Origin of the sequence: Microbacterium sp. zg-B185 (assembly GCF_030246885.1) — a bacterium.
GTDB lineage: Bacteria > Actinomycetota > Actinomycetes > Actinomycetales > Microbacteriaceae > Microbacterium.
In genome coordinates this window covers 2,805,457-2,817,645 of sequence record NZ_CP126739.1, presented here as the reverse complement: position 1 = coordinate 2,817,645, position 12,189 = coordinate 2,805,457, and the positions used below count along the sequence as shown (strand labels likewise).

Below are 12,189 nucleotides of genomic sequence, written 5' to 3'. Positions count from 1 at the left end.
TGAACTCACGCCGCACACGGGCCGCCATACCGGGCAGGATGGGGACCGTGACCGAGTCGACTGAATCCGAGCTGCCCGAGTCCGTGCCGCCGAAGACCGAGTTCCCGGATGCCGAGTACCTCATCCTCTCCAGTCGGCTGATCCCCGACCGGGACGGCGGCTATGCGCTGGCCGCGCTGGCGCGCGCGCGGCAGATGGCCGCGGCGGGCGTGCACGGCGGGCTCGGTCCGCTGCTGCTGACACTGGACCCCGGAACTCCCGCCGAGCACGCGCAGCACCGCGCCGCCTTCGCCGGCCGCGACCTGGTCGTGGACCCGCGCCGCATGCGGAACCTGTTCGACGAGGCCGCCGACCCGCGCGGGGGAGCGGCACCGTGGCTGCGCCGCGCGGCGCACCCGGGCGAACCCGACCCGGCCCTGACGTATTACCAGGTCACCGATGCCGCGGGCCGACCGGTCGTGGGGCTTCCGGTGATCGACGGCGACCCGGACTGGCACGTCGCCACGGCGCCGGTCGCGGTATACGACGGGCGGGGCGGGGTCGTCGGCGTCGTCGACGGGTTCGGTGCCCTCTACCGGGCGTGGCTGGATTCCGTCGTGACGGAGCTGCGCGCCGGTCGCGCGGATCGCCCCGTCGTGGTGCTGTGCGAGTCACGCCAGCTCGGGGAGCTGCTGGCCGGCTGGGAGGATCCCGCGCTGCGGCTCGTCCACGCGATCCACACGATCCATCTGGAGCCCCCGTTCACCCCGGACGCGCCGCTGAACGAGCTGTGGTCCCGGTGGTTCGGGCTCGCGGAGCGCTTCGACGCGGTGCTGTGGCCGACGGCGGCGCAGCGCGACGACGTGGAGGACCGGTTCGGCACCTCGCCCGTGCACGTCGTGGTGCCCAACGCGGTCCCGCCCGCGGCATCCGTCGCTCCGCTCGCCGATCGTGTGCCCGGCCGCATCCTGATGCTCAATCGCCTGGCCCCCGGCAAGCGGATCGATGCCGCCATCCGCGCGCTCGCGGCCGTGCGCCGCGCCCTCCCCGATGCGACGCTGGACATCTATGGAGACGGGCCGGAGCGCGATCGGCTGCAGCAGCTGATCGACGAGCTGGGCCTGGACGCCCACGTCGTGCTGCGCGGCCTCACCGACGACCCGGGGCGCGCGCTGGACGAGGCGTCCGTGTTCCTGTCGACATCCGCGTTCGAGGGTCAGGGGCTCTCGATCGCCGAAGCTCTCGTGCACGGCTGCCCGGTCGTCGCGTTCGACGTGCGGTACGGCCCGCGCGATCTGCTCGCCCAGGGCGGCGGGATGCTGGTTCCCGACGGAGACGAGGACGCTCTGGCAGCCGCGCTGGTCGAGGTCCTCACGAACGTGGAGCTGCGTGCGCGCCTGACCGCCGAGGCCGTCGCGGCGGGCCGCACCGTCCATCCCGCGCATGCGATGGCTGCACTCGCCCAGGCCGTGCAGGACGTGCTGGCCCGCCCGTCACGGCGGGTCGGCGGCTGAGCCGGCGTCGCCGTCTCCCCCCCGGTTCAGTGGTCGTACATGTGCGACCACCCCCCCGTTCAGTGGTCGTATATGTACGGCCACCCCCCCGTTCGGTGGTCGTACATGTACGCGCACAGAGAGGTTTGACGTACATCCAGGGCAAGTGAACATTTGACGTACATTCAGGGCAAGTGAACAGGGGCGGATGCCGAGACCGGGGCGCGGGGAACGAGCGGACGACGCAGAGGCGACCCGGGCCCGCCGCCCCGCTGAGGGCGGATCCGCCGGAGGCGGAAACCGCCGCACGGGCGGCGGTGGCGGCGCACGCTGGTGCCATGGCAGATGACGCAAAGATCCCGCAGTTCGGAGCCGAGGCTCGGCGCGAGCTGTTCCAGCAGCGCGTGCTCGTCCTGGACGGCCCGCTCGACGATGACAACGGCACGCTGATCGCGACACAGCTGCTGGCGCTGGCAGCCGAGGACGCGGCATCCGATATCGCCCTGTGGATCCACTCCCCGGGCGGGTCGGTGCCCTCGATGCTGGCGATCCGCGACGTGATGCGCCTGATCCCCAACGACGTCGCGACCCTCGCCCTGGGCCTGGCGTGCAGCGCCGGGCAGTTCCTGCTCTCGGCCGGAACGAAGGGAAAGCGCCGCGCGCTCGCGCACGCGCGGATTCTGATGCATCAGGGCTCGGCCGGCATCGGCGGCTCCGCGGGCGAGGTCGAAGTGCAGGCCGATGACCTGCGGCACATGCGCGACACCGTCCTGGGGCTGATCGCCGAGGACACCGGCCAGCCCGTCCCGCGCATCTTCGAGGACTCGCTGCACGACCGCTGGTACACCGCCGCGCAGGCGCAGGAGTACGGCTTCATCGACGGAGTGGTCACGCACTTCGCGCAGGTCGTCCCGCAACGGCGGCGACCCGCCGGGCTCGGCGTGGGCGCGGCGGAGGTGGCGGCATGAGCGGGTACGCGATCCCGAACGTGGTGTCCCAGCATCCGCGCGGTGACCGCATCATGGATGTGTACTCGCACCTGCTCACCGAGCGGGTCGTGTATCTCGGAACCGCGATCGACGCGGGGGTCGCCAACGCGCTCATCGCGCAGCTGCTGCATCTGGATGCCGATAACCCGGACCGCGACATCCAGCTGTACATCAACTCCGAAGGCGGCGACCCCAGCGCGATGCTCGCCGTCTACGACACGATGCAGCACGTGCGGCCCGACATCGCCACGACCTGCGTCGGACAGGCGATCGGCGTCGGCGCGGTCATGCTGGCTGCCGGGACGACGGGCAAGCGCCCGTCCTGCCGCACGCGCGCGTGGTTCTGCATCAGCCCACGGGCCAGGGCCGCGGCGCGATCCCGGACCTGATCCTGCAGGCCGACGAGCTGGTGCGCGTGCGCGGCGAGGTCGAGCAGATCCTCGCGCGTCACTCCGGGCAGGCCCCCGCGAAGCTGCGCGCGGACACCGACCGTGACCGGGTGTTCACGGCGCAGGACGCGGTCGCCTACGGGCTGGCCGACCGCGTGCTGGACCGGCGGTAGCCCCCGCCGCGCGGGGGGTGCGACGTGGGTGCGGTTCCCCTGTCGCAACCTGCGCGGTCCCTCGGCGTGTTGTGACAGGGGAGCTGAGAGACGGATCAGCCCGACAGTCGCGTCCGAGCGCGCGGGCGCATAACTCCTGCATTTTCGGCACGCCGACCGCGACGCCGGCAGCTTTCCGCGGGTCAGGCGGGAACCGCCGCCGCGAAATGAAGGAGTTATGCGCTGATGCCGGCGGGCGGGGGCGATGGCGCGGGCCCCGGTCGGCGCCGACGTGGGCGCGGCCCGCCTGTCGCAACCTGCGCGGTCCCTCGGCGCACGGCGCGGGGTGAGGGCTCGCCTGTCGCAAACGGCGCGTTCGCCCGGCGTGTTGTGACAGGGGAGCGGGGGGCACGGGGGAGCGGTTCGACGGCCGAGTCTTCGGGCGCGGGCGCGCAACTCCTGCAATTCCGCGCCCGCCACCGCGACTTCGGCGCTCGTTCCGCGGGGTCAGCGGGAAGCGCCGCCGCGAACTGAAGGAGTTATGCGCTACTGCGGCGCGCGCAGTCGCGCACGGCCACCTCGAGCATCAGTCCTCGCGGGGCACCGGCCACTCCTTGCCCGCCCATGGGTCGTAGTCGGCGATCAGCGGCTCCTGCGCCGGCCGCTCGGCCTCGGGGACATGCTGCAGGTTGATCCGCACGCGGTACCACAGCGAACTGGACCCGCGCATGCCGTCCACCAGGGTGTCGGCCGGGTGCAGTCGGTCCACGACATCCGGATGCCGCGCACTCCACTGATCGAGCGCTGCGAGCGCCTCCGGTTTGGTCTTGGTGCGCGCGACCTCGATCAGCGGCATCGTCGACGCGCGCCGACCCGAGCCGTCGGCACCGCGCGGCGGCTTCTCGGCCGGGCCGAGCTCCTCGGCCAGGGCCAGCAGCCGGTCCAGCGAACCCGCTGCAGCGTCGATCCCGGCGTGCGGGTCGCCGATCTGCGCGAAGCGCTCGGGCACGGTCAGGGCGGTGAACTCCTCGGGCCGGCGGACGCGCACCTCGTCCCAGTCCAGCGGCGTGGATACGCGTGCGTCCGGCAGCGGCCGGATCGAGTACGCGGACGCGACGGTGCGATCCTTCGCGTTCTGGTTGAAGTCCACGAACACGCTCTCGCCCCGCTCCTCCTTCCACCACCGCGCCGTCGCAAGTCCCGGCGCGCGGTTCTCGACCTCGCGGGCCAGGGTCTCGGCCGCCAGCCGCACGTCACGGAAATCCCACTCCGGTGCGATCCGCACCAGGATGTGCAGCCCGCGCGAGCCGGACGTCTTCGGCCATCCGACGAGCCCGCAGTCGTCCAGGACCTCGCGCGCGACCATGGCGACATCGACGATCTGCGACCAGTCCACGCCGGGCATCGGATCCAGGTCGACGCGCAGCTCGTCGGGATGGTCCAGGTCCTCGGCGCGGACCGGGTGCGGGTTCAGATCCAGGCAGCCGAGGTTGACCACCCAGGCCAGGCCCGCGGCATCCCGGATCACCGCCTCCTCCGCCGACGTTCCCCTGGCGTAGTGCAGGGTGGCGGTGTCGATGAAGTCCGGGTGGTTCTCCGGCACGCGCTTCTGGAAGAACGCCTCCTGGTCGATGCCTTTGACGAACCGCTTCAGCACCATCGGACGGCCGCCGGCGCCGCGCAGCGCTCCCGGCGCCACCGACAGGTAGTACTGCACGACATCGAGCTTGGTCAGCCCTGGCTGCGGGAACACCACCTTGTCGGGGCTGGAGATGCGCACCTCCCGGCCGTCGACGTCGATCATCTGCTCTTTGCGCGCGGGGCTCACCAGGCCCACGCTAGCGACGGGTGGATGCCGCGGCCAGGCCTTGACGGGGGCAGACCTGTTCGCACCGAACCCGCTGCGGGTCAGGCCACCAGCACCAGCGCGGTGCGCACGCCGGCAGCCGCGTGGCCGGGCGCGCGGTCGCGGAGTTCGTCGACGACCGCGGCAGTGAGCTCCACCAGGGTGACTTCGAGGGCTCCGGCGACGGCGGCGATCATCTCGCTCGAGGGCTCCTTGAGCCCGCGCTCCATCTCGGACAGGTACTGCGGCGAGACACCCGCGCGCTCGGCGGTGTCCGCGAGCCGCTCGCCCCGGTCGTGACGGATCCGTCGCAGCTGCTCGCCGAGCGCGTCGCGCCACAGCGGCTCGGGCTCGCGCGGGAGGCGCTTCGTCGGCATCCGGATGATCTCGGCCATGGGCTCACGATAGGACCTCGTGGATGCCGTGACCGAGCGGTTCCGCTCTGAGCAGAACCACCCGCGGCCGGGTCAGAGCAGCAGCAGACCGCGGGCCGTGAGCCACAGGGCGAAGACCACGGACGCCGCAGCCGAGATCGACAGGACGACGCGGTGGAACAGGCTTCCCTCGCGGCGCATCCACGCCAGCACGAGCAGCACGATCAGCAGCACCGCGGCGCAGATCGCCGTGAACGGCAGCAGCAGCAGCGGCCAGGCCCCGGCCGGCAGCCCGAACGCGAGGAGGATCGGCTCGGTGTTCGCCATCACGAGCGCGAGCCCGGCGACGTAGAGGAGATTCAGGCCGGCGGATGCCGCGGCCGCCAGCACCGTCCCGCCGGGGGCGTCGCCGCGCCGGCGGCGCAGCCAGAGCAGCCCGTACACCGCGGCGTAGATCAGCGTCGCGGCCAAGACGAGCACCGATGCGACCCCGACGCCGATCGTGATCGGGTCGCGGTCATGGATGACGTCCGATTCCAAGCGGTAGAGGGCCGATGTGGCGTGGATGTCGGTGGCGGTGAGGAAGTCCGGAGCGGTCATGTCCGCGATGCAGGTGGAGTCCGGTTCGACGGTCGGATCGTCCAGGAACCGCCCCGCGATCGTCGCGGCGCAGTCATCGACCCGGTTCGCCCACACGGCGCCGTGGCCCATGCCGGGGAACTCGTAGAGATAGTGCGCGGAAAGGGTGCTCGCTGCCGCTTCGCTCCACGCGCGCGGGGTGTGCGGGTCGTACGCCCCGTTGGTCAGGAGGGTGGGAATGCCGCTGACGACCGGGTCCGTCTCGATCGCGGACGCGGCCGGGACCGCCCACACTGCGCAGTCCTCGCGGAAGCCGTCGAACGGGGCGAAGTGCGACAGGATCGGGTCCGCTTCGCGTGCTGCCAGGATCGCCGCGTCGTCGTTGAACGGCGCTTCCTCGGCGCAGTCGATCGACAGCTGCAGGCCCTCGGTGATCCGGCCGCGCGCGTCGATGCTCCGCTGGGCGAGCGGGGCCGCCGCGTCGGTGTCGCCGTGTGCCAGCCGGTCGATGAGGAACGGGAGGATGCGCACGACCTCCACGTTCTGGAACGCGTCGAACACGTCCCTGACGAGATCCGTGTCGTCTACGGTAAGGCGTGCCGGCGACCGGTCCTCGGGGCTCTTGACGGTCACGGTGAGGGGTGACTTCTCGGCGCGGTCCAGCACGGTGGCCAGCGACGCCTCGAGATCGGGATACAGCCTGGCGCAGTCCGCGTCGGCCGCGCAGTCGGCGGCGAGCGTGTCGAGGGCGGTGCGGAAGCCGGCGGGCATCTGCTCGTACTCGCGCACCTGCGGCGGGACGACTCCGTCCAGGATCACCGCACGCAGGCCCTGTGGCCGGTCGCGCATCACGGTCAGCGCGATCCGCGTGCCGTAGGACAGGCCGTACAGGTTCCACTCGTCGTATCCGAGGGCGCTGCGCAGGTCGGTCAGGTCGGCAGCGCTTTCCGCGCTGGTGTACGCCGCGAGATTTCGTCCCTCCTCGATCAGACGGTCATGGCACTTCTGCAGCTGTGCCAGGCGGACCGTGGCCTCTTTCTCGCCGCTCAGCACGACGCCGTCCCTCACGAAGTGGGAGGTGTCCAGCTCGGGACAGTCCAGGGTGGGTTCGGCCAGCGCGTCGCCGCGCTGCTCGATGACGATGATGTCCCGGTTCTGCGACGCCCAGTCCGCGTGATCGAGGAAATACGACAGCGAGTCGAGGCTGCCCGCTCCGGGCCCGCCCGTGGTGGGGAAGACGAGGGGGTCCTCCTCCGGATCATCGGATCTGCTGGCGATCACGGCGACCGGCAGCTGCACGGTCTTGGCCGGGTCGCTCCCCGGTGCGCGGCTCTCCGGCACGGTCAGCACGCCGCACGTGACGCGACGTTGGTCCTGCACCGGAACGTCGACCGGGCATCCGGTCTCCTCCAGCTCATCGGCGATCAGACTCGACGGACGGAGGGGCGGATCGCTCGCTGCGGCCGGCGTCGGCAGTCCGCCGGTGAGAAGGACGCTGCCGGCAACGAGCGCTGCGCCGAGAAGGGCGAGTGGATGCCGGCGTCTGTGGGCACGCGAGGCGGACGCATCCGCTGCCGGAGGGGCGGGCGCGTCGGACGTCGACGGGGCGGCGAGCGCGCGCGGCGCGATCATATGGTCACGATAGCGGCGATCTCAGGCAGCCGAGAGCGAAGCGCCGGTGCGGCGTGGCGCGCAACGAACGAGGGCCGCCCTTCCGGACGGCCCTCGTCGCGCTACTCGATCTAGACACGCAGCCGTGTCAACGCGCTGCGCGCATGACCCGGCTCGTGTCTAATTCGAGCCGCGGAGGATCGCGATGATGCGCAGGATCTCGACGTACAGCCAGACGACCGTCACCATGATGCCGAAGCCGCCGAGCCATCCGAACTTGCGCGGAGCGCCGTTGCGGACACCCTGCTGGATCGAGTCGAAGTCGAGCACGAGAGAGTACGCGGCCATGATGACGACGAAGACACCGATGAGGACGCCCCACGGGATGCCGAAGAGGAAGCTCGGCTCGCTGCGCAGGCCGAACGCGCTGTCGGTGGCGCCGAAGAACATGAGGCCCAGGTTGACCAGCGAGAACACGAGGTAGCCGACCATCGCGATGAGGAAGATCTTGGTTGCCTTCTTCGACGCGCGGATCTTGCCGCTCGCGAAGAGGGCCAGCGTCACGCCGACGACGGCGAGGGTAGCGATGGTCGCCTGCAGGACGATGCCCGGAAAGATGAACTCGAAGAACGCGGAGATGCCGCCGACGAACAGTCCTTCCAGGGCTGCGTAAGCCATGATCAGTCCCGGACGGATCTTCTTCCGCGAGGTGAAGATGACCACCATCGACAGCACGAAACCGCCCAGCGCGCCGATCAGCCACGGTGCGATGGAGGGGCTCGGGTTGGCGGCGGTCACTCCGGCCATGGTCCAGACCCAGCCGACGACGGCTGTGACGACGAGGATCCCGAAGAGACCCAGGGTCTTCATCACGGTGTCCTCGACGGTCATCCGGTCCGTCTCGATGGCGCCGGCTGGCGGGGCGGCGTACATGCCCTCCAGGTGCGCCTGCGCGGCGGCATCGGTGCCGGCGCGCTGCGCGGTGGCGAACTGCGTCTGCCCGCCCAGGGTCGCGGCCTGCGCGCCGCCCGGGTAGCTGTTCACAGCCTTGGAATCCTGGAAGGCCGGATTGTTGAACGCGGGGTTGTTGAGGGCCACTGCTCTCACACTCCAAGTCACGAGGTTGTCTCAGCACGGTGCTGTACCACTACGTTATCGGATGACCGCACCAGGACGCCGGTGCTGCGCTGTGAGAGGACTATGAGCAGTGCTCCCCGCGCCCGCGCTCGGAGCCCGCGGGTAGCCTGAATCGGTGCCTCGGACCCATCCACTCGTCATCGGCCATCGCGGAGCGCCCGGCTACCGGCCGGAGCATTCCCGAGCGTCGTACGATCTTGCGCTGGCGATGGGCGTGGATGCGGTGGAGCCGGACGTGGTCGTCTCCAAGGACGGCGTCCTGGTCGTGCGGCACGAGAACGAGATCTCCGGCACCACCGACGTCGCCGACCGGCCTGAGTTCGCCGACCGGCGCACGACCAAGGCGGTGGACGGCGTCGAGGTGACCGGATGGTTCACCGAGGACTTCACGTGGGACGAGATTGCGACGCTGCGCTGCCGGGAGAGGCTGCCACAGCTGCGGCCCGCCAGCGCGGCCTTCGATGACCAGCAGCCGCTTCTTCGACTGCGCGACGTTCTGGATCTGGTGCGCGCCGCGTCGCTGGAGCACCGGCGCGAGATCGGCGTGGTCCTGGAGATCAAGCACGCGACCTACTTCGACGCTTTGGGCTGGAGCGTCGCCGCGCTGGTCGAGGCGGAACTCGCCGACGCGGGCTGGGCCCAGGGCGAGCTGCCGCTCACCATCGAGGCCTTCGAATCCACGGTGCTGCGCCAGGTGAGGGAACGCGGCATCCGGGCCTCGTACATCTATCTGCTCGAGGCCACGGGGCGTCCCTTCGATCTCGTCGCCGTTCTGGGCAAGGCCGCACCCACCTACAAGCAGACCGCGCGACCGACCGGTCTGGACGGCCTGGCCGGCGAGATGGACGGGATCAGCGTGGACAAACGGATGATCCTCGCATCCGGCAAGCTCGGGCGCGCGACTGGGCCCTCCTCTCTCGTCGCCGACGCGCACACGCGCGGCCTGCGAGTCTTCACCTGGACATGCCGGCCGGAGAATGCGTTCCTGGCGGCGCACTATCGGGGGCGCGGTGGTCCGGCGGCATTCGGAGATTACGAGGGGGAGTGGGCGGTGCTGCGGGATGCCGGCGTCGACGGCGTGTTCGTCGATCACGCCGACCTCGGTGTGGAGTTCTTCCGGCGCTGAGCCGTACCGACCCGCCGGTCGGTCACTTCGGGTGGTCGTAGGTGCCGAACAGGCCCTTGCCGAACCGGACCACCGCGTCATACGCCTCGGCATACGTCGCGGGAGCCTTGCTGCCGGGATTGAAGCGGGCCAGCAGCAGTCCGGTCAGCCCCTGGGCGGGGGAGGTGAGCGGCCGGTCCTTGTGCTTCTTCGCCGCGGCGGCCGCGTCGTCCTCCTCGGGATTGCGCCCCGCGTACAGCGCCTGCGGCTGCGGCCACGTGTAGGGCTGGCGCGGCTCGGTGAGGTTGACGGAGTTGAAGATCGGGTTCGCGCTCTGATCCCGCAGCGTCAGCGGTGCCAGGCCGTGCTGGCGGCAGAGCGTGTTGATGACCGAGCCGTGGTGCATCTCGTCGTGGATCACGGTGTTCGCCGCGGTGTACGCGCTCACCACGATCGCCGGTACCCGCACGCCCAATCGGTCGAATGTGAACCCCATCTCGCCCGGCCCCGACCGGTCCGGCGGGGTGGCGGCAGGCGGGGGCACATGGTCGTAGGTGCCGCCGTGCTCGTCGAAGGTGATCACGAGAGCGGTGTTCATCGCGTTCGAGCCCTGCGCCGACGCGCTCGTGCGGATCGCGTCGTAGACGTCCTGCACGAGCCGGTCGCCCGCGCGCACGTCGGAGAGGGCGCTGTTGTAGACGGGGACCTTCTGGCCGTCGACATCGACGGTGTCTTCGTGCACCTTCGCGCCCCACGGCGGGTGCATGTCGTTGTGGTTGAACACCATGCGCGGCTCGATGAAGCTGTACGCGGGCAGGTCGCCGTTCTTCGCATCCTCGGCGAACTGGCCCATCTCGCGGAAATTGGTCTTCCAGTAGGGCTGCAGCACGGGCGAGTGCAGCAGCCCGGTGAGCGAGACCAGCTGCGAGCCGTCGTAGTAGATGCGCCAGGGGATGCCAGCATCCTCGAGCCGGTTGAAGATCGTCGGAGCCGCCGGACCGTTGATCCACTTGTAGTAGCCGTCGCCACCCTGATTGGTGACATAGCCGTTGGACGTGGACGCGTGGAAGAACAGACGGTTGCAGAACGTCTGCGACGGCACGGCCGCATGCCAGGCGTCGTAGACGGCGAACTCGCGGGCGAGGGTGGACAGCACCGGCATCATGGCGGGGCTGAACGATCCCATCGCCACGCGGTGCTCCTCAGCCGTGGGCGCCCGGCCCTTGTCGCGCGAGAAGTTGATCGCGAAATCCTGGACGAAGCCGGACATGTCGGCAGTGGCCGCCACCGGCGGCGTGTTGAACGGTGGCATCAGGCCGTGAGTGCGGATGTCCTCGTTGGTCTGCGGGTCGACGACCCCGAACAGCTGCGTGTTCACGTGCGGATAGGTCTCGCCGGGGTCGGGCTGAGGGGACTGCATGACCGTGTCGGTAGAGCCCTCGTAGACATATGCCGGAACCGCTTCGCCGTCGGGCCCGATATTCGAGTAGCTCCCCTGGGCCAGCCCGTCGAATTCGTCCGAGGACTTCTCATCGGCGGTGTACAGCCATCCGAGCATGTTGTCGAAACTGCGGTTCTCGAACATGACGACCACGACATGGTCGAAGCCAGGCGTCGTGCGCGTGGGCAGCGGGGCGAACTCCGGGGGATGCGCGGTCGCCGCCGCCGTGATCGCGGCTCCGGCGGACCCGCCGATCGCGATGCCGGCCGCGCCGATGCCGGCGCGCCGCAGGAAGTCCCGTCGTGCCGAGTCGCGCGGTCGGTCGGCGCGTCCGTGATCCTGCGTGCTTGCGTTCACAACCATCCCCCTGCGCGCAATCCGGCCGTCAGTCTATCCACGTCGGTGCGGGCGGAGTGTGTCGGCCCAGTAGGGTCGTCCCATGGTTCCCGAGGTGCGATTCGATCGGAACGCTCGGTACGGAGCGGCCCTCGTCGGCGTGCTCTTCGCCGGATTCCTGAACATCGCCACGGACTTCAGCGCGTTCATCCAGGCGGCGAACTACGCCGGGGTCCTGGGCACCGACGTGCCGGCCGTGGACTTCGCGGAGTTCGTCCTGATCATCGGCATCTACCTGGCCGCATTCATACTCATGCCGGCATCCGGCGCTCGACGGCTGGGTGCGGTCACCCTCGCCTGCGTCGTGCTGCTGCTGTGGGCGACCATCGGGATCGAGCGCGGAGTCGGCAACATCGACCATCCCGTCGCGTTCTGGACCTTCGTCGTCAATCAGGGTCTGATCACGCTGGTGGTCGCCCTGGGCGGATGGCTGCTCGTCCGGGGGCGGCATCCCCTGGCGTTTCTCGTGCTGCTCCTGGCACTGATCCCCCCGCTGGTCAGCGTCCTGCTGGTGCAGGCATCCGCGACGACGGGTGCGTACATCCTCGTCAGCGAGGGCACGGTGATCGTCTTGGGGATCGGCGGAGCGTGGCTGGCCGCTCTCATCGACCGCCTCGTGCGGGGCCGGTCCCAGCCCAGCGTCGAGGACTCCGTGGACGAGGGGCGGGAACTCTCCAGCCAGCGAGGGTGATGCCTCC

Annotated in this window: 9 protein-coding genes and 1 pseudogene; 5 read left to right on the top strand and 5 right to left on the bottom strand. The window is 70.3% G+C overall.

Annotation, left to right across the window (positions count from 1 at the left end):
- Positions 1–47: 47 nt before the first annotated feature.
- The 3 genes and pseudogenes from QNO12_RS13510 (at position 48) to QNO12_RS13500 (ending at position 3,023) form a co-directional block, all read left to right on the top strand.
- Positions 48–1,493, top strand: coding sequence for a glycosyltransferase (locus QNO12_RS13510; protein ID WP_257501637.1), 1,446 nt, complete (start codon positions 48–50; stop codon positions 1,491–1,493).
- A 317-nt stretch (positions 1,494–1,810) separates the two neighbouring features.
- Positions 1,811–2,440: a ClpP family protease gene (locus QNO12_RS13505; RefSeq protein WP_257501638.1), complete on the top strand. Its 630-nt coding sequence runs from the start codon at positions 1,811–1,813 to the stop codon at positions 2,438–2,440.
- 59 nt (positions 2,441–2,499) lie between these two features.
- A pseudogene (locus tag QNO12_RS13500) lies at positions 2,500–3,023 on the top strand (ClpP family protease).
- A gap of 565 nt (positions 3,024–3,588) precedes the next feature.
- Here the strand turns inward: QNO12_RS13500 and ligD are convergent.
- The 4 genes from ligD to QNO12_RS13480 form a co-directional block, all read right to left on the bottom strand.
- Entirely contained in the window at positions 3,589–4,806 is a 1,218-nt protein-coding gene (gene ligD, locus QNO12_RS13495; protein ID WP_306820591.1) for a non-homologous end-joining DNA ligase, read from the bottom strand.
- Positions 4,807–4,910: 104 nt separating this feature from the next.
- Complete coding sequence (locus QNO12_RS13490; RefSeq protein WP_257501640.1) at positions 4,911–5,243, bottom strand: helix-turn-helix domain-containing protein; 333 nt, start codon at positions 5,241–5,243, stop codon at positions 4,911–4,913.
- A gap of 72 nt (positions 5,244–5,315) precedes the next feature.
- Complete coding sequence (locus tag QNO12_RS13485; RefSeq protein ID WP_257501641.1) at positions 5,316–7,433, bottom strand: alpha/beta hydrolase; 2,118 nt, start codon at positions 7,431–7,433, stop codon at positions 5,316–5,318.
- Positions 7,434–7,592: 159 nt separating this feature from the next.
- Positions 7,593–8,510 (bottom strand): Bax inhibitor-1/YccA family protein, encoded by a 918-nt coding sequence (locus tag QNO12_RS13480; RefSeq protein ID WP_257501684.1) that lies wholly within the window; start codon positions 8,508–8,510, stop codon positions 7,593–7,595.
- A 154-nt stretch (positions 8,511–8,664) separates the two neighbouring features.
- Here QNO12_RS13480 and QNO12_RS13475 point away from each other — a divergent pair, with 154 nt between their 5' ends.
- Positions 8,665–9,675 (top strand): glycerophosphodiester phosphodiesterase family protein, encoded by a 1,011-nt coding sequence (locus tag QNO12_RS13475; protein WP_257501642.1) that lies wholly within the window; start codon positions 8,665–8,667, stop codon positions 9,673–9,675.
- Between the two features lie 22 nt (positions 9,676–9,697).
- On the opposite strand, the gene QNO12_RS13470 is transcribed toward QNO12_RS13475, so the two are convergent.
- A complete protein-coding gene (locus QNO12_RS13470; RefSeq protein WP_374761013.1) occupies positions 9,698–11,458 on the bottom strand; it encodes an alkaline phosphatase family protein in 1,761 nt (586 codons plus the stop codon).
- Between the two features lie 76 nt (positions 11,459–11,534).
- Here QNO12_RS13470 and QNO12_RS13465 point away from each other — a divergent pair, with 76 nt between their 5' ends.
- The gene (locus QNO12_RS13465) at positions 11,535–12,182 is read left to right on the top strand and encodes a hypothetical protein (protein WP_257501644.1); all 648 of its coding nucleotides are present in this window, start codon (positions 11,535–11,537) and stop codon (positions 12,180–12,182) included.
- Positions 12,183–12,189 lie beyond the last annotated feature (7 nt).